23 protein-coding genes and 1 pseudogene are annotated in these 26,249 nt (G+C 58.1%); 13 read left to right on the top strand and 11 right to left on the bottom strand.

What is annotated here, in order from left to right; genetic code table 11:
* The 3 genes and pseudogenes from Q0J81_RS05595 to Q0J81_RS05585 all read right to left on the bottom strand — a co-directional run.
* Positions 1-236, bottom strand: a pseudogene (locus Q0J81_RS05595) (glycine cleavage system protein H); the annotation flags it as partial.
* 113 nt (positions 237-349) lie between these two features.
* The gene (gene lpdA, locus Q0J81_RS05590) at positions 350-1,774 is read right to left on the bottom strand and encodes a dihydrolipoyl dehydrogenase (RefSeq protein ID WP_294446482.1); all 1,425 of its coding nucleotides are present in this window, start codon (positions 1,772-1,774) and stop codon (positions 350-352) included.
* 157 nt (positions 1,775-1,931) lie between these two features.
* Positions 1,932-2,762: a hypothetical protein gene (locus Q0J81_RS05585; protein ID WP_294446481.1), complete on the bottom strand. Its 831-nt coding sequence runs from the start codon at positions 2,760-2,762 to the stop codon at positions 1,932-1,934.
* A 469-nt stretch (positions 2,763-3,231) separates the two neighbouring features.
* Here Q0J81_RS05585 and Q0J81_RS05580 point away from each other — a divergent pair, with 469 nt between their 5' ends.
* Positions 3,232-4,053 carry a TetR/AcrR family transcriptional regulator gene (locus tag Q0J81_RS05580; RefSeq protein ID WP_294446480.1) on the top strand — a complete coding sequence of 274 codons (822 nt, stop codon included), beginning with the start codon at positions 3,232-3,234 and terminating at the stop codon, positions 4,051-4,053.
* Between the two features lie 279 nt (positions 4,054-4,332).
* Positions 4,333-5,739 (top strand): MATE family efflux transporter, encoded by a 1,407-nt coding sequence (locus Q0J81_RS05575; RefSeq protein WP_294446479.1) that lies wholly within the window; start codon positions 4,333-4,335, stop codon positions 5,737-5,739.
* Positions 5,740-5,950: 211 nt separating this feature from the next.
* Here the strand turns inward: Q0J81_RS05575 and thiE are convergent, their stop codons facing one another.
* The 3 genes from thiE to Q0J81_RS05560 form a co-directional block, all read right to left on the bottom strand.
* The gene (gene thiE, locus Q0J81_RS05570) at positions 5,951-6,586 is read right to left on the bottom strand and encodes a thiamine phosphate synthase (protein WP_294446478.1); all 636 of its coding nucleotides are present in this window, start codon (positions 6,584-6,586) and stop codon (positions 5,951-5,953) included.
* 184 nt (positions 6,587-6,770) lie between these two features.
* Positions 6,771-7,583, bottom strand: a complete 813-nt coding sequence (gene thiM / locus Q0J81_RS05565) for a hydroxyethylthiazole kinase (protein ID WP_294446477.1) — start codon at positions 7,581-7,583, stop codon at positions 6,771-6,773.
* Positions 7,580-8,221 (bottom strand): nucleoside triphosphate pyrophosphatase, encoded by a 642-nt coding sequence (locus Q0J81_RS05560; RefSeq protein ID WP_294446476.1) that lies wholly within the window; start codon positions 8,219-8,221, stop codon positions 7,580-7,582. Before Q0J81_RS05560 ends, thiM begins: the two co-directional genes overlap by 4 nt.
* A 273-nt stretch (positions 8,222-8,494) precedes the next feature.
* Between Q0J81_RS05560 and Q0J81_RS05555 the strand changes: the two genes are divergently transcribed.
* From Q0J81_RS05555 to Q0J81_RS05520, 8 genes are all read left to right on the top strand, one after another.
* Positions 8,495-9,700 carry an aspartate aminotransferase family protein gene (locus Q0J81_RS05555; protein ID WP_294446474.1) on the top strand — a complete coding sequence of 402 codons (1,206 nt, stop codon included), beginning with the start codon at positions 8,495-8,497 and terminating at the stop codon, positions 9,698-9,700.
* A gap of 184 nt (positions 9,701-9,884) precedes the next feature.
* The gene (locus tag Q0J81_RS05550; RefSeq protein WP_294446472.1) at positions 9,885-11,153 is read left to right on the top strand and encodes a dihydroorotase; all 1,269 of its coding nucleotides are present in this window, start codon (positions 9,885-9,887) and stop codon (positions 11,151-11,153) included.
* Positions 11,154-11,234: 81 nt separating this feature from the next.
* A complete protein-coding gene (locus Q0J81_RS05545; protein WP_294446471.1) occupies positions 11,235-11,972 on the top strand; it encodes a dihydroorotate dehydrogenase electron transfer subunit in 738 nt (245 codons plus the stop codon).
* On the top strand, positions 11,960-12,871 hold the full coding sequence (locus tag Q0J81_RS05540) for a dihydroorotate dehydrogenase (RefSeq protein WP_294446470.1): 912 nt from the start codon (positions 11,960-11,962) through the stop codon (positions 12,869-12,871). Before Q0J81_RS05545 ends, Q0J81_RS05540 begins: the two co-directional genes overlap by 13 nt.
* Positions 12,871-13,578: an orotidine-5'-phosphate decarboxylase gene (pyrF, locus tag Q0J81_RS05535; RefSeq protein WP_294446469.1), complete on the top strand. Its 708-nt coding sequence runs from the start codon at positions 12,871-12,873 to the stop codon at positions 13,576-13,578. The genes Q0J81_RS05540 and pyrF overlap by 1 nt, the downstream gene beginning before the upstream one ends.
* A 172-nt stretch (positions 13,579-13,750) precedes the next feature.
* A complete protein-coding gene (gene pyrE / locus Q0J81_RS05530) occupies positions 13,751-14,392 on the top strand; it encodes an orotate phosphoribosyltransferase (RefSeq protein WP_294446468.1) in 642 nt (213 codons plus the stop codon).
* A gap of 4 nt (positions 14,393-14,396) precedes the next feature.
* The gene (gene pyrB / locus Q0J81_RS05525) at positions 14,397-15,311 is read left to right on the top strand and encodes an aspartate carbamoyltransferase (protein ID WP_294446467.1); all 915 of its coding nucleotides are present in this window, start codon (positions 14,397-14,399) and stop codon (positions 15,309-15,311) included.
* A 1-nt stretch (position 15,312) separates the two neighbouring features.
* Positions 15,313-15,738, top strand: a complete 426-nt coding sequence (locus tag Q0J81_RS05520) for an aspartate carbamoyltransferase regulatory subunit (protein WP_294446466.1) — start codon at positions 15,313-15,315, stop codon at positions 15,736-15,738.
* Between the two features lie 249 nt (positions 15,739-15,987).
* On the opposite strand, the gene Q0J81_RS05515 is transcribed toward Q0J81_RS05520, so the two are convergent.
* Positions 15,988-16,398 carry a hypothetical protein gene (locus tag Q0J81_RS05515; protein WP_294446465.1) on the bottom strand — a complete coding sequence of 137 codons (411 nt, stop codon included), beginning with the start codon at positions 16,396-16,398 and terminating at the stop codon, positions 15,988-15,990.
* Between the two features lie 122 nt (positions 16,399-16,520).
* Entirely contained in the window at positions 16,521-18,302 is a 1,782-nt protein-coding gene (locus Q0J81_RS05510) for an autotransporter outer membrane beta-barrel domain-containing protein (protein WP_294446464.1), read from the bottom strand.
* Between the two features lie 517 nt (positions 18,303-18,819).
* Between Q0J81_RS05510 and Q0J81_RS05505 the strand changes: the two genes are divergently transcribed.
* The 3 genes from Q0J81_RS05505 to Q0J81_RS05495 all read left to right on the top strand — a co-directional run bounded on the left by Q0J81_RS05505 (position 18,820) and on the right by Q0J81_RS05495 (position 21,626).
* Positions 18,820-20,217 (top strand): cytochrome c peroxidase, encoded by a 1,398-nt coding sequence (locus Q0J81_RS05505; protein ID WP_294446463.1) that lies wholly within the window; start codon positions 18,820-18,822, stop codon positions 20,215-20,217.
* 553 nt (positions 20,218-20,770) lie between these two features.
* Positions 20,771-21,268 carry a YhcH/YjgK/YiaL family protein gene (locus Q0J81_RS05500; RefSeq protein ID WP_294446462.1) on the top strand — a complete coding sequence of 166 codons (498 nt, stop codon included), beginning with the start codon at positions 20,771-20,773 and terminating at the stop codon, positions 21,266-21,268.
* 136 nt (positions 21,269-21,404) lie between these two features.
* Positions 21,405-21,626 (top strand): TraR/DksA family transcriptional regulator, encoded by a 222-nt coding sequence (locus Q0J81_RS05495; protein ID WP_294446461.1) that lies wholly within the window; start codon positions 21,405-21,407, stop codon positions 21,624-21,626.
* Between the two features lie 1,487 nt (positions 21,627-23,113).
* Here the strand turns inward: Q0J81_RS05495 and Q0J81_RS05490 are convergent.
* Genes Q0J81_RS05490 through murI form a run of 3 tightly spaced genes read right to left on the bottom strand, consistent with a single transcriptional unit; the run spans position 23,114 to position 25,852 of the window.
* Positions 23,114-24,142, bottom strand: a complete 1,029-nt coding sequence (locus Q0J81_RS05490) for a pseudouridine synthase (RefSeq protein ID WP_294446460.1) — start codon at positions 24,140-24,142, stop codon at positions 23,114-23,116.
* 1 nt (position 24,143) lies between these two features.
* On the bottom strand, positions 24,144-24,965 hold the full coding sequence (gene truA / locus Q0J81_RS05485) for a tRNA pseudouridine(38-40) synthase TruA (protein WP_294446459.1): 822 nt from the start codon (positions 24,963-24,965) through the stop codon (positions 24,144-24,146).
* Complete coding sequence (gene murI / locus Q0J81_RS05480; RefSeq protein WP_294446458.1) at positions 24,965-25,852, bottom strand: glutamate racemase; 888 nt, start codon at positions 25,850-25,852, stop codon at positions 24,965-24,967. The genes truA and murI overlap by 1 nt, the downstream gene beginning before the upstream one ends.
* Between the last annotated feature and the right edge of the window lie 397 nt (positions 25,853-26,249).

The raw sequence follows: 26,249 nt of genomic DNA, 5'->3' as shown, positions 1-26,249 counted from the left end.
ACGGGCATGAACAGCTTGTTCACGGACTTGATGGATTCCACTTCGCCGAATTCATCGCCCGCGCCGAAGCTGTCGCCTTCGGCGGGAAGGTCGACGTAGACCACTTCGCCGAGCTGATCCTGAGCATAGTCGCTCACGCCGACGATAAGTTCGTCGCCGTCCCTGCGGGCCCAGATGTGTTCGTCGGTGTACTTGAGATCGGAGGGGAGATTGAGTTCCGCAACAGTCCTGGTCATGGGAGTTCTCCTTGGGGTTGAGGGCGCTTGCCCCGTATGTGAAGCGGCCGGGCCGCGGGCAGGATGAGGGAAATCGTCCATGCCGGGGAACGCTCCCGGCATGGAGAGGAACGTTATTCCGCCATGTTGGCCGCAGCTTCCATGACGCCTTCCGCCAGCGTGGGATGGGCGTGAATGGTGCCTGCAATGTCGGCCACGGTGGCGCCCATCTGGAGCGCAAGGACACATTCGGCGATGAGATCCGTGGCGTGGGCTCCGGCGAAGTGCGCGCCGAGGAGCCTGCCGCTCGCCTTGTCTGCCACGAGCTTGAACACGCCGGGCAGCTCGCCCATGGCCTGTGCCTTGCCGAGTTCGCGGAACTGGAATTCCGAGGTGATGACGTCAAAGCCCTTGTCCCTGGCCTGTGCTTCGGTAAGGCCGACGTCGCCGATTTCCGGCGAGGAGAAGATGCCCGAGGGCACTACGTCGTAGTTGGGCGTTTCGCTCGCGCCGAAGATGTTGGCCACGGCCACGTGCGCTTCGGCGGAAGCCATGTGCGCAAGCATGATGCGCGCAGGGCCGAGAATGTCGCCGATGGCGTACACGCCGGGCACGGAGGTCTCGAGATGGTCGTTCACGGTGATGTAGCCGCGTTTGTCGGTGGCGATGCCGGCTTCGGCAAGGCCGAGGCCGTTGCTGTTGGCCACACGGCCTATGGTCATGAAGATGCAGTCGGCCTCAAGCGTGGCGGGCTTCTTTGCGGAAGCGGGCACGAGCTCGGGAGCGAGGAAGGGCGAGGGGCCGAGATCGGCGTAGACCTTGCCGTCCTCTACCTTCGTGCTGTTCACGGTGCGGGCAAGTTCCACCTTGATGCCCTTCTTCCTGGCTTCGCGCAGAAGCAGCCTGCTCATTTCCTCATCGACGGAAGGCACGGGCAGAAGACGGTTCTGGCCTTCCACGATGGTGACTTCACTGCCGAAAGTGCGGAAGATGAAGGCAAGTTCGGTGCCGACCACGCCGCCGCCCACGATGACGAGACGGGCGGGCAGATGGTCGAGCTCCAGCGCGTCGTCGCTGGAAAGGATATACTTGCCGTCCACGGGCATGGAGGGAAGGTTCAGCACGTTGGAGCCGGTGGCGATGATGACCCTGTCGCCTTCCACGTCCTGCACGGAGCCGTCGGGCATGGTCACCTTTACGAGAGAGGCGCTTACCACCTGTCCGCGGCCCATGACAACCTTGACCTTGAGCTTTGCGCAGCTTTTTTCCAGACCGCCGCACAGAGTCTCGGTGACCTTGCGCTTTCTTGCGATGACGGCGGGCATGTCCACGGAAGGCGTCCCTTCATTTTTCACGCCGAATTCCGCGGCGCGGCGGATGTTCTCCAGCACTTCGGCGGAGGACTTGAGCGTTTTGGTGGGGATGCAGCCGCAGTTGAGGCACGTTCCGCCGAGCCATTTGGATTCCACGAGGGTGACTTCCGCGCCGCGCTTTGCGGCGTCGAAGGCGGCCGTGTAGCCGCCGGGGCCTGCGCCTATGACAGTGATGCGAAGAGCCATGATAGCTTTCCTGCCTTGATGACTTGAGGTGTGCGCGTCGCAAGCGACGCGAAGAACCGGAGAAGCGGTCCTGTATCCGGAACGGACGAGTGCGTTGTCCGTTCCGGGGAGTCACGGATAAGACGCGCGGAAAGAGACGGGTCTTTCCGCGAAGGGATCATTCGCCCTTGATGATGTCGGTCTTGGGAAGAGCGGACCGGACCTTGGAGCGGTAGGGCAGCAGGTTGGCGAGAGGCTCGATGCCCTTCACGGCCTCGGCCGTGGCCTGAATGCCGAAGGGAAGCATCATGTCGCCGCAGGCTTCGGCCACCATCTTGCCGGCAAGAGCAGCATCGGCGGGGGAGAGCCAGGCGAGGGTTCCGTCGGCCTGAGCAATGGGCTCAAGATACAGGCGGATGACGTTGTCCTTGAAGCCGCGTACGAGGGCGATGGTCTTGCCGAGGTCTTCCTTGGAAGGTGCTTCGCCGCCGACGGCTGCAGGATACACGGCGGCCGGACCGGGAATGTTCAGACGGACGCGGGTCAGGCAGCCGGTATTGATGAGGCGTTCAAGAAGGGCGGAGTTGCGGCCGTCGGTGTCGATGACGACCTGAAGTCCGCCTTTGGCCAGCGCGGTGATGAGCTCGACGAAGTGATCTTCTTCTCCTGCAGGCACCTTGGAAACGTTCAGACCGGAAATCCAGCCGTGCAGCATCTTGCTTTCGCTGACGGCGCCGGCATCGCCGAGAGCCTTGCCGGAAAGAAGATAGGCAATGATGACGCCCGTGCCCTGAAGCACCACGTCGCCGTCATCGTCATGGAACATGGGAAATTCCACGCCCGTTTCGTTGCGATGGAGAAATTTGCGGTTGGCACGGTAGAAGCCGTTCACGATGTCCTTGTCGGCGTCGAGGTCGTAGCTGTCGTAGGTGATGCCCCGGGCGTCCATGAATTCATGGGTGATGCGGCAGCGGATACAGTTGGGAGCCTTGTAAAGAGTGATGGCCATGTCAGAACTCCATAACGGTTAAACAGTCCGTGGTCCCGGCGGCGGGATCGGCCTTGTCGGAGGTCTTCCGACGGAGGGAAAAGGCAGCCTGCGCGGCATTTCACCAGAAAACAGAAACAATGGCAACGAAGGCTTGCCGGTTGCATTTTCCTGTTATTGCCAACAAATATTCAATAGACTTTCATTCTAGTGAAATGAGGCCTGGCTGTCAAGATATCCTGTGCTCCCGGAAGAGTGCTCTCCTGGGAGCGTTCGAATGATCGCAATGTGATAACTCATGATTTTTACTTCTTTTCATTATTTTTTTCTTTGTTTTTTTTCGGGGAAAAACGCTTGCGGCAGGCCGGTTTTCCGTTTTGAATCTGTTTTTGCGGTCCTGAAAGGGATATTTTTAACATTGCTTCTCGGCAATTGATAGGTTAAGCTCACTTCATATTATTTCATTCTATTCAATATTGAGGAACACTACATGGCCAGAAAAGCCGCAGAAGATGTCGCCGCAAAGCCCGTCAAGAAGACGCGCGCCTATCATTCTCCCCGCAGGAAGGAACAGGCGAATGTGACGAAAGCCCGCATTGTCGCGGCCGCCATGCAGCTCATGAAGGAAAAGGGCTATGCGGACATGACGCTGGAATCCATAGCCCGCGAGGCCGGAGTGGCTCCTCAGACCGTCTATGCCGTGTGCGGCTCGAAGAAGGGCGTGCTTGCCGCCATTCTGGAAACCACTGTTGAAGCCAAGAAGTATGACAAGCTGCGCGACTCCATTCCTCAGATCATGACGGGCAAGGAGCGCGTGCGCGAGATCGGCCATTTCATGTCGGTGCTCATGGAAGACGCCATGCCCGTCTTCGATATCATCCGGGGCATGAGCGTGCTGTCTCCGGAGTTTGCCGAACAGGAATACGATCAGAGCATGATGCTGCTGGAAAAATGCCGCAAGTCCGTGCACAAGATGGCCGAAGACGGCATGCTTCGCCCCGGTCTTTCCGAGGAGCGTGCGGCGGAACTGTACTGGAGCATCAGCACGCCCGGCATGCACCGGCGTCTGACCAAGATGCTCAACTGGTCGTCGGAAGAATATGCGGCCTGGGTATCTTACCTCATAGGCGTCACGCTTCTGGACTGGGACTCTCCCATGCCTTTTCTTAATGAAGGACCGAGGAAGAGCGGTCTGGCCTGCCTGAACAGAAAGAACACGGAGCAGAAGGAAGAGGTCGTCCATGAAAAGGAAGACGCTTCTTCCGAAGAAACTCCGGCTCCCAAATCCCGTCGTCGTCTCAAAATCTCATAGAAAGAGAGAAAGAAGACGCTTGCCTTTATGCCTCGACTTTGTGAATATACGCCCCGGCGCTGATAGGATGCGCGCTTTTTCTTTGTGTCGCCTTTTGCTTGTGCGACTATAGTTCATCATTGTTTCTGAAGGGGTGCGGCCGCATTTTGCGGTCGCCGGACAATTCCGTCGAAAAAAGGAGCCTTCCGGCGCTTTTTCGGTTCGGGATTTTTTGCGTCGACGCGTCGTCTCAGGCGTCGGCGTGCCGACGGCGTTTCAGAACGTCGGGGGGGGGATTTTATGAGTCAGAATCAGAAAGCCAACGAGATGGGAACGAAGGGCGTCGGACGCCTTCTTCTCGAGTATTCCATACCAGCCATTCTGGGTATGGTCGTCGTAGCTCTCAACCAGATCATATCAAGCATCTTCATCGGGTACGGCGTAGGGCATCTTGCCCTCGCGGCCATGGCGGTCACCTTTCCCATCGTGAACCTGCTCATGGCATTCTGCCAGCTCGTCGCCGTGGGCTGTGCCGCACTCTGCTCCATAGAACTCGGCCGCAAGGACATGGACAAGGCCCGCAGCATGCTCGGTCATTCCGTGCTGCTTGAGATTTTTTTCGGCGTTCTCTTCGGCCTGGCGTTCTGGCTCTTTCTTGATCCTCTGCTCATGTTCTTCGGGGCGAGCGGGGAGACGCTGCACCTTGCCCATGAGTTCATGGTGCCGCTGGTTCTTCTTTCGCCGCTCGGCTTTCTCATGCTCGGCTTCAACTATCTCGTGCGAGCCACGGGCTATCCCAAGACGGCCATGATGACGGCTCTTTTGTCTTCCCTCGGCATCGTCGTGTTTTCTCCCATCTTCATCTACTGGTGGAACTGGGGCATGTACGGTGCGGCTCTGGCGCAGCTTGCGGGGCAGGCCATGTCGGTCATCTGGCTTGTGGCGCACTTCTGCCGCAAAAGCTCGCTCATTCATTTTCAGAAGGACATCTGGAAACTGAAGTGGGATGCCATGCGCAAGATAGTGGCCATAGGCATGGCTCCCTTTCTCATCAACTTCTGCGGCTGCATTGTGGTCGTGCTCATCAACCGTGCGCTTCAGGATCACGGCGGCGATCTTGCCATCGGTGCGTTCGGCATCGTCAACCGTCTGCTCATGCTCTTTGCCATGAGCGTCATCGGTCTCGGTCAGGGCATGCAGCCCATTATCGGTTTCAACTTCGGCGCCAAGCGGCCCGACCGTGTGCGTCAGGCGCTCAAGTACGGCATGCTGACTGCCACGATCATTACTGCGGCCGGCATGTTCGGTTCGTTGTTCTTCCCCGAATTTCTGGTGCGCATCTTTACCGATCACGGACCTCTCGTCGAAGTCTCCGCAAAGGCTCTGCGCATCACGGGCGGTCTGTTCATTTTCGTGGGTCCGCAGATCATCATCGGCACATATTTCCAGTCCATTGGTCAGGCCAAGATAGCCAGCATCGTGTCGCTGTGCCGTCAGATGATATGTCTCGTGCCCGCACTTCTGATCATGCCTGCCTTTTTCGGGCTCGACGGTGTGTGGCTGAGCATTCCTCTGGCCGACTTCACCGGATGCATGGTGGCCGTCTTCTTCCTGAGACTTGCGCTGCGCGCCGAAGACAATCCGTGCATACAGGGAGATCCGGAGTGCAAGCCTCCGTCCAAGTTCTTCAAGCCCAAGCAGTTTTAGGACGCCGTCCGGTCAGAAGTCGCCGGACAGCATATTGATGCAGAAAAAGGCCGAGTCCTTCCCCGATGGGAAGGCCCGGCCTTTTTGCCAGCAAGCATGAAAAAAGGGGCCGTGCAGACGCGCGGCCATTTTCCGTCAAAAGTGTCTTTTTCGCGTTGTATTTCAGAAAAAAGCGGCATCGGAAAACGGGAAATCTGCCGCAGGGGAAGGACTACTTTTCAAAGACGGCAAGAAGACGGCGCGCGGCTTTTTCCGGGTCCGGGGCGGAACACAGTTCCGAGACTACGGCAAGGCTGTGGGCTCCTGCGGCGACGACCTCTGCGGCGTTGTCCTTATGAATGCCGCCTATGGCGACCAGCGTGAGCGGGGAATGTTCCCTTGCCCAGCGAAGACCGTCGAGGCCCCATGGCATATGGGTGTCCGTTTTGGTAGGCGTGGCGAACAGGGGACTTATGCCCACGTAGTCGACATCGAGTTTTTCCGCGGCGAGCAGCTCTTCACGCGTTTCCACGGACAGGCCGACGATGGCGTCCGGCCCCATGAGACGTCGGGCGTCCTCGGGCGGCAGGTCGCTTTGTCCCACGTGCAGTCCGGCCGCGCCCGAGGCAAGGGCAATATCGGCTCTGTCGTTGATGATGAGCGGAATGCCGAGAGGCTGCAGGCGGGAAACGAGTGCGCGGGCCAGTGCCAGAAATTCACGGGAAGAGGCGTGCTTTTCCCGAAGCTGCACGGCCCCGGCTCCTCCGCGCACGGCGGCGAGAACCACGTCTTCCAGAGGACGGCCGAGACAGAGGTCTCTGTCCGTGACGAGGTAGACGCGGTAGTCGGTGTGTTTTCTCCAGTTCATGGCAGTCCTCGTGAAAAGTCCTCGAAAGGGAAGGTTATGTTTCGACAAGGGAAGGTCGGCAAGGTGGCTGAGCCGGCTCTGGAGGCAAGACAGATGCACAATTCATGCCGCGCGAGCCGCTGCGCGGTACGGGGCATGAAGCGCCATGAAAAGCCTTGTCGAGCCGGGGAGCGGAAAAATGCCTCTAGGACTCGAGACGGCGTACCCGTCTGGCTGCGTCTTCGGGGTCCAGAAGATAGAGCTCGTCCAGAAAGGCGGGGAGAAAGCTCCCAGGCCCCTTGGCGCAGGCTCCGGCCTTTTCTCCCGCCGAGGCCATGACGGCCATGGCGGCGGCTGCGGCCGTGAGGCTGTCCGTGCAGGCGGCGGCATAGGCCCCGGTTACGGCCGATGCCGAGCAGCCCATGCCCGTGACGAGCGGCATGAGAGGCGAGCCGCCTTCCACCACGAGATCGGTCTTGCCGTCGGTAACAAGGTCGCGCACGCCGCTCACGCTCACCGTGCAGCCGAAACGGACGGCCAGAACGTGCGCGGAGTCGAGCGCTTCGTCGCTGCTGTTGCGGCTGTCCACGCCTTTGGTGGCCACTTTGTCGGCGGAGCGGATTTCTGCGGCCAGAGCCATGATTTCCGAGGCATTGCCGCGCAGAATGTCGGGCCGCACCATGTCGAGCAGACGAAGGGCAGAACGGGTGCGCAGGCCGGAGGCTCCGGCTCCCACGGGATCGAGCACCACGGGTTTGCCCTTCTTTTTCATGAGCGTTCCGGCAAGCTCCATGCTTTCAAGCCATGCCGGATCAAGCGTGCCTATGTTGAGCACGAGGGCAGAGTCTATGTTTGTGAGGTCGTCCATTTCCTCGGCGGCGTGGGCCATGAGCGGCGAGGCATGGGCGGCAAGCAGGGTGTTGGCCGACACCTGCATGACTACGAAATTGGTGATGCTGTGCACGAGCGGCACGCTTTGGTACACGGCATGGATGGCGTTCAGAATATGCTCTTTCATGAAAGCTCCCGGGAAGAGTCGTTCAGTCTGAGGACGCCGGCCTTGAGCAGGCGTTCCAGCACGATGTTGAGAGGCAGGCCCACCACCGTGGACCAGGATCCTCTGAGGCCGCTGACGAGAAAGGCCCCTCCGTCCTGTATGCCGTAGGAACCTGCCTTGTCCAGAGGGTCGCCGCTGTCGGCATATGCTTCGAGCACGGAAGAAGGCCAGGGAGCAAAGGTGACTTCCGTCATGTCGTCGAAGGCCTCCATATAATCGTCCATGGCAAGACAGCAGGATGTGACCACCTCGTGCGTGCGGCCGGAAAGACGGGAGAGCATGGCCACGGCGTCGTTTCTGTCCCGGGGCTTGCCCAGAATGGAGGCGTTTTTCCCCTCGCGCAGAATGACGATGGTGTCGGCCGAAAGCACGGCGGGACGATCCGTGCGCGACGAAAGAGAACCGAGCACGAAGCGGGCCTTGGCCTCGGCGCAGCGCGACGCGTAGGCTCGGGGATCTTCGCCGGGCAGGGGACGAGGCTCCGGGCAGGATGCGGGCAGAACGTCAAAGCAAAGGCCCACGCCTTCAAGAAAGGCGCGGCGTCTCGGCGAGCCGGAAGCCAGAACAAGGGGACGAAGCATGGTAAAGGCGCTTGTCATGAAAGTATCCGTAAAAGTATGAAGGGTATGCGGCATGGCGCTGAAAATGCACACCCGCTCCGAGGCCTTGACGCGCGTGTTTCCCCGGAAGGGCGGGAATGCAGGAGTACTGTTTCGGAGCCGACTATCAGCTCCTCCCGCACAAAAAGCAATCCCGGGAGAGGGTAAAGGTCGCTCTTGGCTACTTTTCATTAATAGTATATGATACCCGCGTTCTTTGCGCCTGCGATGTGCCGGTGCGGGAAAAAACAAGTTTCATGGGGAAATCAGACGATGAGCGAAGCTTTCGAAAGACTGAAGGAAAGGGAAAAGGCCTTTATGTGCCGGACGTACTCGCGTTATCCGCTGGGCATAGTCCGAGGCAAGGGCTCCCGCCTCTGGGATGTGGACGGCAAGGAATATGTCGACCTTCTGGCCGGCATTGCCGTCATCGGCCTCGGACATTGCAACGAGGAAATCGCCGAGGTTTTGGAACGACAGTCGCGAAAGCTCATTCACGTGAGCAATCTTTTCTATCAGGAAGAGCAGCTAGAATATGCCGAAAAGCTGCTTTCCACGAGTCATGCGGGCAAGGTGTTCTTCTGCAACTCCGGCGCGGAGAGCAATGAGGCCGCCATCAAGATAGCGAGGCGCTATCAGCGCGTGGTGAAGGGCCGCGACGCGTGGGAAGTCATCACGCTCAGCAACTGCTTCCACGGCCGCACGCTTGCCACGCTTGCCGCCACGGGCAAGCATACGGAAGGATTTGAACCGGAAACTCCCGGTTTCGGACGTGTGCCGTGGGGTGATCTCGACGCGCTGGAAAAGGCCATAAAGCCCACTACGGCAGCCGTGCTTTTTGAGGCCATTCAGGGAGAGGGCGGCATTATTCCCGTCACGCAGGAATACGCCGACGGCCTCGTGGACATCTGCCGTCGTCACGGCGTGCTCGTCATGTGCGACGAAGTGCAGGCCGGCATGGGCCGCAGCGGAAAATGGTGGGGCTATCAGAATTTCAATCTCAGGCCCGACGTGTTCACGAGCGCCAAGTCCATGGCCAACGGTCTGCCGCTCGGCGCCATGATGGCCACCGACGAAGTGGCTCAGGGCTTTGACTACGGCAGCCACGCCACCACCTTCGGCGGCGGTGCGCTGGTGACGGCCGTGGGCCTCAAGGTACTGGAGATCATGGAGCGCGATCATCTTGTGGAACGCGCCGCAGCTCTTGGAGATCGCGCCCGCGCCCGCTTCCGTGCCCTCGGCGAAAAGCTGCCCGGCGTGATCCGCGACGTGCGCGGCATGGGACTTCTCATCGGCGTGGAACTTGAAATGTCCGACGAGAAGGCAAAGGCCATTTGGCTTGAGCTCATGCATCGCGGCTTCATTCTTAATCTTACTTACGGTCCCACGCTTCGGCTCCTGCCTTCGCTCACCATCGACGAGGCCGATCTTGAAGCCTTTACCGAAACGCTGGAAGACGTGCTCCGTCAGATGGCGTAATGTTCGCCCGGCCTTCGGGCCGGGCTTTTTTTTCGGCGCTTCCGGGAAAGACGGGCACCCGGAGCCGGTCGGTTTCCGTCCTTTTCCCTGAGGTGGCAGAACTCTCCCGTGGATCGGCCGCGCGGCGTCTTTGCGTCCGGCGTTTTCTGCCCCATAACATCAAGAAACGCTCTGAGGAGTTTGCATGGATCGCATCCTGAGAAACGCCATGGTGTACCGTCCTTCCGGCTTTGCGAAGAACGATCTGCTCATCAGAAACGGCAGCATAGAGCGCATCGCGCCGCAGCTGCCGCCTCTGGAGGGAGTATCTGAGTTCGATATGAGCGGGTGTTGCATTGTTCCCGGCCTCGTAGATGTCCATGTGCATTTCCGTGAGCCGGGTTTTTCATGCAAGGAGACCATTCGCACGGGCAGCCTTGCAGCTGCGCACGGCGGCTACACCACGGTGTGCACCATGCCCAACCTGAACCCTGCGCCGGACACCGTGGAGCACCTGGAAAGACAGCTTGAGATCATCCGGCGCGACGCCGTGATTCATGTGATTCCCTACGGCACCATAACCATGGAGGAGGAGGGACGCGAGCTTTCCGACATGGAAGGCATGGCCCCCTTTGTGGCGGGTTTTTCCGACGACGGTCGCGGCGTGCAGGACAGGGAGATGATGCGCGCAGCCATGAAGAAGGCGAAGGCGCTTGACAGGATCATCGCCGCGCACTGCGAGGTCAATGCTCTGCTTACGGGCGGCTGGATTCACGACGGTGAGTACGCGAAAGCTCACGGACACCGCGGCATCTGTTCCGAGAGCGAGTGGGGAGAGGTGGCCCGCGACGTGGAGCTCGCCGGGGAAACGGGCGTGCGCTATCATGCCTGCCACATTTCCACGAAGGAAAGCGTGGACATCATACGCCGGGCGAGGGCCGAAGGCGTGGACGTCACCTGCGAGACGGGACCGCACTACCTTGTGCTTTGCGACAGAGATCTGCAGGAGGACGGACGCTTCAAGATGAATCCGCCTCTTCGCGGCGCAGAGGACAGGGAAGCCCTCATTGAGGGCATTCTCGACGGTACCGTGGGCATGATCGCCACGGATCACGCGCCGCACGAGGCCGAGGCCAAGAGCAGGGGACTTGAACGCAGCGCCATGGGCGTGGTCGGTCTCGAGACGGCCTTTGCCGTCATGTATACCCATTTCGTGAAAACCGGGCGGATCACGCTGGAGAAGCTTGTGGAACTCATGTCCGTGAATCCCGCGAAGCGCTTCGGCATCGGTTCGTTTCTGGAGGAAGGACAGGCTGCGGATCTCGCCGTGTTCGACCTTTCCCGCGAGTGGGTGGTGAAGCCCGAAGAATTTCTCAGCAAGGGCCGTGCCACGCCCTTTGAAGGCGAGACGCTTTTCGGCCGCTGCGTGCTTACGCTTGTCGGCGGCGAGGAGGCCTGGAACGAAAAGGCGTAGCGCCTTCCGTGGCACTTCCCCGTTCCCCTGCGGGGCGGGAAATTTTCTCTGCAAACAGAAAACCTCATGTGCGGAGCCAGCATGAAACAGGGAATCTATACGATAATCGAGCACACGCCGCTCACGAAGGACGTGTACCGCATGGTGCTTTCCGGCGACACGTCGGCCATGACCATGCCGGGTCAGTTTGTGGAAATCAGCCTGCCGGGCTTTTTCCTGCGTCGTCCCATATCGGTGTGCGACTATGACGAGAAGACCATCACCCTCATTTACAAGGTGGTGGGGCAGGGCACGGACGCCTTGTCACAGATGAAGGAAGGCGAGAGCCTCGACATGCTTGTCGGCCTCGGTCACGGCTTTGATGCAGGCAAAAGCGGCGACGCTCCTCTTCTTGTGGGCGGCGGCGTGGGCGTGCCCCCGCTGTTCAACCTGGCAAGGAAGCTCATTGCCGCGGGGCGGGACGTCACGGTCATTCTCGGCTTCAACAAGGCGGACGAAATCTTCTATGCCCGTGAATTTGAAGAGATCGGTGCGCGCGTCCTGGTGACCACCGTGGACGGAAGCGTGGGGGTGAAGGGCTTTGTGACCGATGCGCTCCCCGAACATTTCAGCTATGTGTACAGTTGCGGCCCCATGCCCATGCTTCGCGCTCTGTATAAGGCCGCGCAGGGCAAAGGCGGAGAGTTCAGCCTTGAGGAACGCATGGGCTGCGGATTCGGCGCGTGCATGGGCTGCAGCATCATGACGAAGGAAGGCAGCAGGCGCGTGTGCAAGGACGGACCCGTGTTCGACAAGGAGGTGCTGGAATGGCAGATTTGAAAGTAACGCTGAGCGGGCTGGAACTCGATAACCCGATCATTCCGGCGAGCGGCACCTTCGGCTACGGCTATGAGTTTGCCGAGCTCTATGACATCAACATGCTGGGCTCCTTTTCCTTCAAGGGAACCACGCTTGAGCCGCGCTTCGGCAACCCCACGCCGCGCATAGCGGAGACTCCTGCGGGCATGATCAACGCCGTGGGCATGCAGAACCCCGGCATAGACCGGGTCATTTCCGAAGAGCTGCCCCGCCTGAAGAAGTGCTTCCACAAGAAGGTCGTCGCCAACATCGGCGGGTTTTCCGTGGATGAATACGCCGAGTGCTGCGCGCGCATCGACGGGGAAGAGCAGGTGGGTCTCATTGAAGTGAACGTGAGCTGCCCCAACGTGCACAACGGCTGCATGAGCTTCGGCACCGATCCGCTCGGCATTTCCGCCGTGACGAAGGCCGTGAAGGCCGTGACGAAGAAGCCCGTATACGTGAAGCTCTCGCCCAACGTCACGGACATCGTTCCTCTGGCCGTTGCGGCTGCCGAGGCCGGAGCCGACGGCATAAGCCTCATCAACACGCTGCTCGGCATGCGCATTGACCTGCGCACGAAAAAGCCCGTCATCGCCAACAAGATGGGCGGTTTTTCCGGCAGCGCCATACTGCCCGTGGCGCTTCGCATGGTCTATCAGGTATATGAAGCCGTAAAGCTGCCCATCATAGGAATGGGCGGCATAAGCTCGGCACGCGACGTGGTGGAAATGATGCTCGCAGGCGCCACGGCCGTGGAAGTGGGCGCGGCCAATCTGGTCGATCCGTGGGCCTGCCCGAAAATTCTGGCCGAGCTGCCCTCCGTCATGGAGCAGTACGGCATAAGCTCCCTCAGGGACATCATCGGAGGAGCGCACTGATGCGTAATCTCAAAAAGGACGTCATGGTGGCCTGCGACTTCAGCAGCAGGGCGGAAGTCATGGACTTTCTCGGCCTTTTCACCGAGGAGAAGCCTTTCGTGAAAATAGGCATGGAACTCTACTATGCCGAAGGTCCCGACATCGTGCGAGCCGTGAAGGCCCGGGGACATCGTATCTTTCTTGATCTCAAGCTGCACGACATTCCCAACACCGTGCGCAAGGCCATGGCCGTGCTCTCTGCGCTCGACGTGGATATGTGCAACCTTCACGCGGCGGGAACCGTGTCCATGATGGAAGATGCCTTGAAGGGACTTACCCGTGCCGACGGCAGCCGTCCGCTGCTTATTGCCGTCACGCAGCTTACCTCCACGAGCGAAGAAAGAATGCGCGAGGATCTGCTCATCGAGCGTCCCATGGAGGAAGTGGTCATGCATTATGCCTCACGCGCCCGTGCGGCGGGACTCGACGGCGTGGTGTGCTCTCCGCTTGAGGCGGGCAAGGTGCACGAAGCGTGCGGCAGCGACTTTCTTACCGTGACCCCCGGCGTGCGTTTTGCCGACGGCGACAAGGGCGATCAGGTGCGCGTGACTACGCCTGCGCGCGCCCGCGAGCTCGGGTCCGATTTCATTGTGGTGGGGCGTCCCATCACGCAGGCCGACGACCCCGTGGCGGCCTACCGCCGCTGCGTCAGGGAATTTCTCGGGTAGCGCCGGGGACGGACGGGTCCGTTTCCTTCGGACGTTTCAGCCGTGGGGAACCGGAGGCGCGTGGCTTCCGGCCCTGCGTGCGCCGCGCGACCCGTCTTCCCCCGTATACTGCCCTTTTCAGCCTTCGCCCGTCAGGGCGCAGGGCGTACCTCAGCTATAAGGAGTCATCCTCATGGAGTCTCGCGAAAAGCTCATTGCCAAGGATCTGCTTTCCATCAAGGCGGTTTTTTTCCGTCCCGACGAACCCTTTATCTGGGCGAGCGGCATCAAGAGCCCCGTCTATTGTGACAACCGTCTTACTCTGACCGCCCCTGAAGTGCGCAATGACGTGGAAAACGCCCTTGCCGCCGTGGTGCGCGAAGAATATCCCGACTGCGAAGTGCTCATGGGTACCAGCACTGCCGGCATCGCCCACGCGGCCATCGTGGGCCATATCATGGGCATGCCCATGGGCTACGTGCGCTCGAGCGCCAAGGACCACGGTCGCGGCAATCAGATCGAGGGCCGTCTTGAACCCGGCCAGAAGGTCGTGGTCATCGAAGATCTCATTTCCACGGCCGGCAGCGTGCTGGAAGTGGTCAAGGTGCTGCGCGAGGCGGGAGCGGACGTGCTCGGCGTGGCCAGCATCTTCACCTACGGCATGAAGAAGGGCCTCGATCGTCTGGCTGACGCCGGCGTGAAGAACGTGAGCCTCACCAACTTCGACACCATCGCCGCCGTAGCCGCAGAAATCGGCTACATCCGCAACGAAGACGTGGCGCGACTCATCGCCTTCCGCAACAATCCTTCCGACGAAAGCTGGATCGGAGCGTAATGGTATGAAAAGCGTTATCGACATCCGGGATCTTTCGACTCAGGACATTGAAAAGCTGCTGAACACGGCTCTCGACATCATTGCCGATCCCGGAAAGTACGCGCAGAAGTGCCGCGGCAAGAAGCTTGCCACGCTGTTCTTCGAGCCTTCCACCCGCACCCGTCTCAGCTTCGAGGCTGCCATGTATGAGCTCGGCGGCAACGTGCTCGGCGTTTCCGAAGCCCAGAGCTCCTCGGCCTCCAAGGGCGAGAGCGTGGCCGACACCGTGCAGGTCGTGAGCTGTTATGCCGACATCATCGCCATGCGTCATCCCAAGGAAGGCGCGCCGCTTGTGGCCGCCATGAACGCTTCCGTGCCCGTCATCAACGCGGGCGACGGCGGGCACAACCATCCCACGCAGACGCTGGCCGACCTTCTTACCATCTGGCGCGAGAAGGGCAGACTCGATGATCTGGTCATCGGTCTGTGCGGCGACCTCAAGTTCGGTCGTACGGTGCATTCCCTCATTGCGGCCATGTCCCGCTACCGCAACGTGAAGTTCGTGCTCATTTCCCCCGAAGAACTGCGTCTTCCCGGCTACATACGCAAGGATGTAATGGAGAAGAACGGCATAGTCTACGAGGAGACCACCGACCTTGTGGACGCCATGCCCGCGCTGGACGTTCTTTACATGACCCGCGTACAGAAGGAACGCTTCTTCAACGAAGCCGATTACGTCCGTCTGAAGGACAGCTACATTCTTACGCCAGAAAAGCTGAAGAACGCCAGAAACGACATGTGCATCATGCATCCTCTGCCCCGCGTGAACGAAATATCCGTGGCCGTGGACAAGGATCCGAGAGCTGCCTACTTCCGTCAGGTGCTGAACGGCAAATACATGCGCATGGCGCTCATCATGAAACTTCTGGGGGTGAACTAGCATGGTCATCGACGCGATTTCCAACGGCATCGTTCTCGACCATATCCGGGCGGGACGCAGCATGGAGCTGTATCATATTCTCAATCTCGACAAGCTCCAGTGCTCCGTGGCCGTGCTGAAGAACGTGACGAGCAAAAAGATGGGCCGCAAGGACATCATCAAGATCGACGAGATCATAGACCTGAACTTCGACGTTCTCGGCTATGTGGATCCGGGCATTACCGTGAGCATCGTGCGTGACGGCAAGCTCGACCGCAAGTTCAGCGTGGAGCTTCCGGAGCGTGTGACCAACGTCATCCGCTGCAGAAACCCCCGCTGCATCACGTCCACCGAGCAGGAACTGCCGCACATCTTCAAGCTGACGGACAGGGAAAAGCGTGTGTACCGCTGCATCTACTGCGAAAGCAGAGCCAAGGGCGGGGACTGATTCCGCCGTCTGTGCCTGAGAAGTGAAATATGGGGCGTCCGCATCTGCGGACGCCCCGTTCAGTTTAAAGGCGTGAAGAGTCGTAAGCGTTCCTGCGGAGTTCCGGTCTATCAGACGGCAGTATCGGATGGAGACCCCGGGCAGGAAGCAGCAAAAGCGCCGGATGGGTGCAAAGCGTTCATCGTCCGGCATGACGCAGACGCGGCGGGAAAAGCTTGTCGGTCTGTTGCGTTGCGGAGCAGCGGCGTATTACAGCGCTTTTTGGAATTTGTCATAGGTTTCGGCGTCCAGCGCATAGAGCATGGTTTCTCGGCCTGAGAGCAGCAGGTAGAGGGTTGAGCCGTCCCTGCTGATGAAGACGTCCTTGATTTCGGTAAAGTATGGGCCTTCATAGGAAAGATGCTTTTTCAGAAGACTCGCTCTGATCTCGCGGTACAGAGCTTCTTTTTCTCCATGAAAGAAAATCATGTATTCCAGAAGGGCCCCTTCCCAAAAGGAGTACAGAACGGAGCAGGGGCGTCCGTCCACATTTTCTTCCGCATGCAGAACGTATACCGGAACGGAAAAGAGAAGGCTCTTGCTGGATTCTCCGGTAAAGGAGGAAAGAGCGCGCTGAGCGAGAACGGACGCGACAGGGGCTCCCCAGGACGGAAAGTTCATATCTTCCGCAAGGGGCGGGGAGCTGAAACACAGAATACCAAGACATGACAGCATGGCTGCGGCACGCATGAAAGCCTCATGGAAAAAGGGGCGGACACGGAGGCCATGCCCGCCCCGTCGGATTAGAAGCGCCACTTCAATCCCGCAGACACGTTGTATTCGCGGGTAAAGTTTTCGCCGTGTTCGCGTTCCGTCTGCATGTAGAGGCGGATGTTGTCCGTAACCTGCCAGTCGACGCCGAGACCGTAGTATACGCGGGTGCCGTCCAGTTCGGAGCGCAGGTTCACGCCGTTGATGCGGACTTTCTGCTCGCCGAGGAATTCGTGGTTCACGCCGGCCTTCACATAGGGCTGCACATAACGGGTTCCACGGTGTTCTTCCAGCGTGAACTTTTTGCCGAGCACCAGACCGGCTCTTCCCGTAAGGGATGCCATGTCGCTCTGCTCTATGGTCATGCCGTTGCTGCTGGCAAAGTCGCCGCCTCTTACCCAGAACCAGGAAAGCTGGAGCTGAGATTCAAGGAACCAGTAGTCGCGGCCTTCATTGCTGAAGGCAAAGTCTATTTTTCGTCCGCCCTCCAGAGAGGCGCCGATGCCGTAAGACGAGCGGTCGTCCTGCACGGGCGTTCCGTTGAGCATGACGGCTCGTATTTCGTGGTCGAACCAGTCCATGGTTGCCACGGCATCCACATACCATCTGTCAGAATGCACCCAGGTGGAGTACAGACCGCCGCCTATGCTGCTCAGGTCGCCGTATCCGCCCCAGCGTCCGCTCGTGCTCTGATCGGCATGACCGCTGCGAATCTGCATGCCGAGAATCCACATATATGTTTCATCCACGGCAGCAATGGTGTCGTAGCCTATGGAGCCGCCCACGAGGTTCTGTGTGAAGCTCGTTCCGGCAAGACCTTCGAGTCGGGCCTTGTCGGCAAAGCCTCGTACCCACAGGCCGGTCTGCGTGTCGTAGCGGATTTCTCCGAGGCGCTTGCGCAGATCCGTCTGATAGCCGTACCAGAGGGCATAGTGCCCGGCGAGACCGGAAAGCGCGACTTCGGCTTCACCGGTTGGCGAGAGAGATCCGGAGGGAACATCGGGCTGAGGCGGTATGGGACTTTCCGGCTCGTTCGTGCCGGAGTTTTCGTCATCATCCGTGCCGGGGTCGACGACAGGCTCGTCGGAATCAGGTTCCACGGGGTCTTCGGGGTCGACGACAGGCTCGTTTTCCCTGACCAGATACCATTCACGACCGCTGTTTCTTTCCGAAGTTTCCAGTCTGTAGTTGTAAAGGCCTATGTCGACCAGTTCGAGGCCGTCTTTTCCGGGAGCAAGAGAGAATTCGTTGCCGGTTGCCGTTATGTTGTTTTCGGCTCTTGCCAGATAGCTTTCCGTCTGCTTTTCCTTCGGTTCCGCACCGCCGCCCATGACGTGCAGCGTATGGGAGCCGTCAAGGGTGTCGGTAATCCGTACGCTGTCGGAAATGTCTTTCTGCATGTCGGTACGGAGGTAAAAGTTGCCGGAGCCGGAAAGGTTGCGGATGAGAAGTTCCGTGGGGTTGTCTGTGGGGGAGAGCGGTGCAAAGGAGGATGCAAAGAGATTGTCGCTCCATGTATTATTTTCCCAGACGCTGCGTGTCGTTCCCACATAGACGCTGGAGTCGTCGAGCGAAAGTCCGGTCAGATTGCTGACGTAGCTGCCCCGTCCGTCGACTGTGACCACGTTGGAGGGCACTACGTTCCAGAAGGCACTGTCGGCAAAGCTCAAGTTGATGGAGCTTTCAAGAATCTGGGCGTCGTTTCCAGCCTGAATGTATTGTTCATCGACGTTTTCTCCGTCGCTCGTGAAGCCGCAGAGCCAGGAATCCTGTCCAGAGAACGCCGCCTGAACTGTTCCGGCCTGTTCGTACACTTTTTTGTCGGGAAGTTGTGGAAATTTTTACGGGAAAGTGTTCTGCCGCAGACGTTTGACTTTGCCTGCCCACGGCGGAGGCGTCGGTGTTTTTTCCACAGGGTACAAGTCTCAGCTTTCTTTGCGTGGCTTGCTTACGGCAGGTGATTGAAAAGACGTTTTCTTTCATGCGGCGGAGCGCCTGTCGTCTGATTTGCTTCTCCCTCTGTGTTCCTGCCTTTTCCGGCACTCATCTGCGACCGTGCCTTTCTGTTTCTGCCCCTCCGTGTGGGGAGTGTGACGTTTTCAAGCAGCGTTTTTCCGCCGGGCTCTGTCGCCTTTTGGATACGGCTGGTTTTGAGAACTACTTAGGACAAAAGGATTTTGAAAAGAAAATTTAATGATAATAATAACTATTATTATAAAAATGTTCCTTTTTTAACATTCCTCGCATGTCCGTGCAAAGCCGCCCCGTCCTTTGCGCAGACATGCTATCCCGGCGGGGAAACGCGCGGCGGACGCCGCGGGGAGGAACGTCATGAAGAGGATATTTCTGCCTTTAGCCGCTCTTTGCGCGGCAACGCTGATGGCCATGCCCTCGGAGGGACACGCCGCGGAGATGGAAAAAAGGCCTGTGGGGCAGATGCCGTCCATGGAAAAATTTCGGGAAGTATCGGACATCGTGCTCGATAAGTGCATGGCCTGCCACAGCAAAAACTATGATCTGCCGTTCTATGCGAAGATTCCAGGCATCCGGCAGATCATCGAACAGGATTACCGTGACGGACTGCGGGCCATGGATCTCAGTATGGAGCTTGTGGAGGCGGCAAAGGATCGGCCTGTGGGGGAAGTGGCCCTGGCGAAGATGGAATGGGTGATTCTCAACGACACCATGCCTCCGGCCAAGTTCACCGTGGTACACTGGAGCAGCAGGCTTACGGACAAGGACAGGGAAACCATCCTGCACTGGGTAAAGACGACACGCGCCGCCCATTACGCGACGGGGCTGGCGGCAAAAATTCGGGCCGACGAGCCTTTGCAGCCGTTGCCTTCTCATCTGGATGTGGACGCGAGAAAAGCGGCGCTCGGCGAAAAGCTCTTCAACGACAAGCGCCTTTCCGCCGACAGTACGCTGGCCTGCTCGGGATGCCATCTGTACGAGAAGGCGGGCACGGATAACGCCCGTTTCTCGGAAGGCATACGGAAGCAGCTCGGCGACATCAACGCCCCTACCATGTTTAATGCCGTGTTCAATGTCCGGCAGTTCTGGGACGGTCGTGCCGCAGACCTTCAGGAGCAGGCGGGTGGACCGCCTTTGAATCCCATTGAAATGGGCTGTTCCGGCTGGGAGGAAATCATTGAAAGACTTTCCTCCGACGAGTCGCTCACGGCTGAGGCCAGGGCGATCTATGCCGATGGCTGGAGCGGAAACAACATTACCGACGCCATTGCCGAATATGAAAAGACGCTCATCACGCCGAACAGCCGCTTCGACAAGTGGCTGCGCGGAGACGATGCGGCCATGACGGCGGAAGAGGTGGAAGGGTACCGGCTCTTCAAGCAGTACCGGTGTGCCAGCTGTCATGTGGGCCGCAGCGTGGGCGGTCAGTCTTTTGAATACATGGATCTTAAGGCCGACTATTTTGCAGATCGCGGAGAGCCGCTGAACTCTGACAAGGGTCTCATGGGATTTACCGGCAACAGGGATGATCTGCACCGCTTCAAGGTGCCGAACCTGCGCAACGTGGAGCTTACGCATCCTTACATGCACGACGGTACCGTGGCTACGCTGGATGAAAGCGTTACCATTATGGGTCGCTATCTTTCGGGCATACCCGTGTCCGACAACGACTGTCGTCTCATTGTGGCCTTCCTGCGTACCCTGACCGGGGAATTTCAGGGAAAGCCCCTGACGGGCACGCCCGTGGAACGCTGAGTGGGGCAGGCGGCGCACAGGCGATGCGCCGCCTTTCCGGGAGCCGCTTTTGACCGGCGGACTCGCGGGGTGACTCATCGCTTTTTTGCATCTGCATTCAGGATGTTTCGTGTGTTCTCATGAAGCCTTTTTCTGAGCGGGACGGAGGCTCCGCCATGTTCCGCTATCGTATTTTATGTGAAAGTTCCCTGGGGTTGAGGTAGCGGTGTCAGCTCCGGCGTCGGCATGAGAGAAGTGGACGGAGAAAGGCGGGGCTGTTTGTTCGGGCCGTTCTTGCCGCTGGCAGGGACGGCCTTTTGCGGAGTGGCGTTCCTGCCGGTGGAGCAAGGAGAGGAGGGGGGGGCGGGAAATGGCAGGTTTCCTGTTTTTTGTGATGAGCGCTTGCATGAAGATGGTCGGGGAGTTTTCCGGATGTCCGGAAGAATTCCATTTTGTTCTCTTCAGAAAAACGCGGCGGACTCTTGACATTGCCTGATGCACAAGGCATTCTCGCCCATCGTTCACCAGGAGCCGGATGTTCCGGCCTGAGGTGAGATGTGGAGTTTCACTGATCATGATTATTGATACCTTTGAACGTGGTGTCCGGTATGAGCTCGGTCCTCTCTGGAGCGCGCTGTTTCCCGGGCTGATGAAGCTGGTAGAACAGGGAGAAAATCTTCCTGACGGCAGGTATCCGCTGGCCGGCGGTCCCGATGAAGGCGGCGTCATGGTTTCCGTGGAGACGTACGCGCCCCGTACCGAAGTTGAATCCCGCTATGAGGGGCACTCGGTCATGGCCGATATTCAGGCCGTGCTTTCCGGCGATGAGTACCTTGATGTTTTTTCCCTGTGCGGGAAAGAAAGGGAAAGCATGCGTGACGATGACCGCGATCTCGTTTTTTACGAGGACAAGCCCGAAGCCTCTTCCCGCGTTCATCTGAAGCCGGGGCTGTTCGCTCTCGTACTGCCCGGCGAGGCGCATATGCCCTGCCAGAAGGCTTCCAGCGAAAAAGTGAAGAAGCTCGTGGTCAAGATACCGGCGGAGAAACTGTCGACGCCGCATTGCAGGTAACCTGTGTTTTTTGGGAAAAGCGTTCCGGCTTTTCCATGAGTCCAGAGCGTCCGGTTTCTCCGGCCCGCGCTCTCAGCCCCATTGCCTTACGCTCTTTTCCGGTACTGCCGGAGAAAGAGCCTTTCAGGAGCAGTTTATGGATGTTTTTGATCAGGCTACGGAACTGGAAAGAATTGAACGTGAATCCGCATTGCGTCAGGCCGCGAACGTCGGCTATCAGGAAGGCCCGGAATGGATAGACGGGAAGCCCTGCTGTCGTGAATGCGGTGAGCCCATTCCCGAGGCGAGGCTCAAGGCCATTCCCGGTGTGGGACTCTGCCTGACCTGTCAGGAAGAATGGGAGAAGGAACGCCAGTAGTCGCGTTTTTTGAAATATGATTCCGCCGTTTCTTTGGAAATGGCTGAAGATGGCATGGAAGGCGATCTGTCACCGATGTGGCGGGTCGCCTTTGTTGTTGGAGCCTTCATAAAGCAGAGGAACGACGCAACCGTATCCGAAAGAGGACGGCTTCCGACACACGTATATAAAATGCTTTTTCTGTGTTGAAGCATAGAGCTGATTTTCGATACCTGTAAAATGACATAATGTATAGAAAACGCATTGTGAATATTTTTTAAAAATACCGTTTATGTATATTAAACTGTTGTATTATTTTTTAAATATTATGCATATATTGTATTTAATTAAATATAATAAAATACCATAATTGAAAACATATTCACTTTATTATTGATTTATTGCGAATTTAAGAGAATATTGTACGTGGTTTATCATGACTTTATACATAAATTTTTTTGAACTGTTGAAGCGTTTGAGAAAGGATGAATTTCGGGAGAAAAGGGGCATGTTTTTTAGAGCGAGCTTATGTTCAGTTCTTGCCGTGATGGGCATGAGGCACTCCGGCAGTCTGATATGCGCCCGGCAGTCTTGAAAAAGTAAGGTTATTTTGCTGTGATAGTTTATTTTATTACTGTAATATCAATATGATATATAATTTTAGTGATGATGGTTGACAAATGTGAGACGGCGGTATCAATATAACGATCATATCATATATAAAATATATGTCATATGCGTATAGATGATTTACAACATTATATTAATGATGTGCGGCACTTGACTGTGAAGTTTTTTCGTATTGACGAAGAGAGATTTTTATAAAAGTTTTTCGGAGAAATTATGCTGGATTTTATTATAAGAGCTGTTGTATGTTTTTTTATAGTTGGTGTTATAAGCAGAAATGCGTTCAGAGGAACTTATTTACCGGCATTTAAAAAAAGATATTATATTCTTTACTGTTTTATTAGTGTTGTCATATGTTGTTTTTTAATATTATAATTTGTTATTGTTTGTGTTGTAAAATGACATGTAAAAATTTATAATTTGATGAAGTAATATGTAAAAGCATACTTATATAAACATATTTTTTATGACGGTGTATATTTTTTAAATATGTAAATTTGAAATATAGAATTATGATGCGCCTATATCATAACGACGATAAAACCATGAAATGTATGACTGATAGTTCTCTATGAAAGCGTGATGACATATGTCCTGCCCGACAGAAGCTCCGGCAGGAAGATTGGCTGTGAGGTATGGGTAAGAAAGACGTTCGGACTCAGTCTGTCGTCGGTCGGCCTGCCGTTTGGCCTGATTTCTGATGCATGGGCTTCTTGAAGCACAAGGGGATGCTTTCTGGAGGGAGAAAAGAAACACGCATAAGGCTGGCCGCGGCATCCTCCTCTTTGCCAGTGAGGTGGACTGCAATGCCTTGCACGGGAAAGGTGCGGTCGGAGTACGGGCGGAAGCGAGAGAGGGGAGAAGTACCGGACGTATGCTTTTCAGCCTTTGAGCCAGCACACGGCGGCTTTTGCGGTGTCTTTTTCCAGCGCGTCGAGCCAGACGGGCAGGGCGAGGGCGTCGAAGTCCGGCATGATGAATCTGCCGTGATGCAGGAAGAATGTCTCATCCATGGACTCTTCGGGGTGAAAGAGAGCGCCGTAGCGGCGGTCGCCCAGAAGCGGATGGCCGAGAGAAGAGCAGTGCGCTCGTATCTGATGACGCGCGCCCTTGAGTATGGTGCATCCGGCAAGAGTCACGGCGTCGGGAAGTCTGCCCGTCCATCTGTGCTCCGTGAGGCGCAGCGCCCGGGCAAGGGCGACGGCATTGAGAACTGCCAGAGGCTGTATGTGCGTGTGGCGACGTCTGTCAGGGTGGGGGAGCAGCTCCACGAGTACGCGGCTGCGGTTCTTGAGAATGAGCCTCTGCGTGGCCGTCGCTTCATGCGCAAGCTCGCCTTCCAGAAGGGCGAGATAGCGTTTTTCGGTGCGTCCTTCCTCCTGGGCATTCCGGTACTGATCCGCGCCTTTCTCATCCAGTGCGACCAGCGTGAGCCCGGAGGTGGGGTAGTCCAGCCTGTTCAGAAGGCGCGCCTCCCCGTTGCCGCCGAGAAGAGAGGGCAGCATCTGCTGAAGACTTGCGCCCGGTTTTCCTGCGAGGGATTCCGTATGCATGAACGCGGGCTTGCCGAGCGCGACCAGATGTCTCGTGCGGAGAATGAGCTTTGCCGTATCTTCGGGAAAGAGTACGGAGGATACGCGCTCCTGCCGCATCTGCGCGCCTTCGTCTCCAGCGGGCAGGCCCTCGACGGAGAGGAAGGGTCCTGCGGAGAGCTCGTCATTGTCCGAAATCTCCACAATGTCGCCTTCCCGCATTTTGCGTGCAGGGGCGGCGGCTCGTCCGTTCACGAGGGCAAGACCGAGCTCGCAGAGTCTGCGGCGTCCGCGCAGACCCATGTCCGGCAGAAGGCGGCCGAGCACTCTGTCCAGTCTGGCGTCGTTTTCTTCGGCGGAAACGGTCAGTTGTTTCATCTTACGCATCCCTGCTTATCCAGCCTTCCGGCATGGGATCGCCTTCGTACCAGATCTGCGTCATGGTCAGGCCCTGGGGCGGGGCGGTGAAGGGAGCCTTGCGTCTGTCGCCGGAGGCAAGCAGTGCCGAAATGTCCTCAGGGTTGAACTTGCCGCGACCGCAGGCCACCATGAGACCAACGAGATTGCGCACCATCTGCTTGAGAAAGCCGTTGCCCTCGAAGCGAACGTCCACCTGACGGCAGCCTTCGGGCAGGGCCGCCTCTGCGGTGCGCCCGGGCGTACGCGTGATGGAAAAAAGCGTGCGTACCGTGCTTTTGTGCGGCGTGCCCGCGTTCTGGAGGGCCGCAAAGTCGTGCGTTCCCGTGAGATGCGCGGAGGCGGCGTCGAAACGGTCCATGTCGAGCGGGCCGCAGGCCCATACGAAGGGGTAGAGTTTGGGCGGCGTGCAGAGATGGTCGAGCCACAGGGAATAGGTATAGGCCTTTCGCTTCACGCTGAGGCATGCGTCGAAGCTGTCGGGCACGATGCACGCGTCAATTACGCGTATGTCGCGGGGCAGAAGCGTGTTCAGCGCAAGCTGCCAGCGCACGTGCACGCGGTCTTCGGGAATGTCGCAGTGAGCCACCTGCGCGTCGGCATGCACACCGGCGTCGGTGCGGCCCGCGCCCTGCACGTGCGTGGGGCGTCCGGCCACATGAGAGACGGCCCTTGCCACAAAGGCCTGCACGGTGGGCGGGTCTTCCCTGTCCCTCCATGCCTGTATCTGCCAGCCGTGATAATGAGTGCCTACATAGGCGAGCGTGAGTTTGAGACGGGGCATCAGAGCGTTACCAGTTCCACGGTACAGGGTGCTATGGGAATGCCGAGGAAAAGCTCGCCCATGCGGGTGAATCTCGGCACGTCGTCGGTGGTGAGAAAGCGCACGGAGCCGGGACAGAGCGGCATGCCCACGTCGGGCCCGGCGCCGCGGGCAAGATGCTTTTCCTGAAGGAGATTGCGCACGTCGCGCGCCGTGAAGCCCGCGGAATCCACAAGGGTCACGCCTTCGCCCGCTACATGGGCTATGGCGTTGCGCAGAAGGGGAAAGTGGGTGCAGGCAAGCACCAGCGTGTCGGGTACTTCCAGTCCCTGTTCGCGCGGGTCGTGAAAAATCTGATCCAGATACCGGGCTGCCAGAGCTTCGGCCAGCGGGCCTTCCAGAAGTCCGTCTTCCACCATGGACACGAAGAGCGGACAGGCCAGGGCGGAAATGCGCGCTTCCGGCATTCTGCGCAGAATGGCCCGCTCGTACGCCCGGCCGCGTATGGTTCCGCTGGTGGCAATGACGGCAATGTAGCCGCTCTTTGTGGCCCGGCAGGCGGCTTCGGCCCCGGGTTCTACCACGCCCACCACGTCGATGTGGGGAAAGGCGGCCTGAACATCGGGCAGGGCGGCGGCCGTGGCCGTGTTGCAGGCTATGACGAGAAGTTTTATGCCCCGTTCCACCAGTTTGGCCGCGGCTTCCATCGCGTACCTTTTCACGGTGTCCACGCCTTTGGTGCCGTAGGGCATTCTGGCCGTGTCGCCCAGATAGAGAAAGGACTCGTTGGGAAGCTGTTCCCGCATGGCCCGCAGCACCGTCATGCCGCCCACGCCGGAGTCGAAAAGTCCGATGGGAAGCTCGCGCTGCGCGGAAAGGCTGGAAGATATGCCCTGAGTGGTGATCATGAAGGCCTCGCATCTTGAAGTGGGAGTTCCTTTTCCTATCGCGCGGCTGCGGGAAAGGTCAATGCCGGAAAGCGCTCCCCGGGGAGCGTCGTGAATATTTTGCGTCAGGAACCACTTTTCATGCTGCAGGTGTCTTGACAAGAACAGTGAACTGGAACAAACACAGTACAAGGAATCCCGGCCATCGCTGCCGGTCTCCAGGGCCCCTGCGGCCAGTGATTTTTTGATGTTTTGAGGGCTTTTTGCATGAGTTCCGCTTCGGTCACGCTCAGAGGTACAGTTTCTCCCCTTGAAGGCGGCCCCTGCCGCGTTGCGCTTCTTGACAATGAAGAACAGGAATGGCCTATCTTTCCCCGTGGTGCGGGGTCCGATCTGGCTGAAATGGTCGGCTCTCCCG

Origin of the sequence: uncultured Mailhella sp., assembly GCF_944324575.1 — a bacterium.
GTDB lineage: Bacteria > Desulfobacterota > Desulfovibrionia > Desulfovibrionales > Desulfovibrionaceae > Mailhella.
The sequence above is the reverse complement of the archived record's forward strand: the minus strand, read 5'-3'. Positions and strand labels throughout refer to the sequence as shown.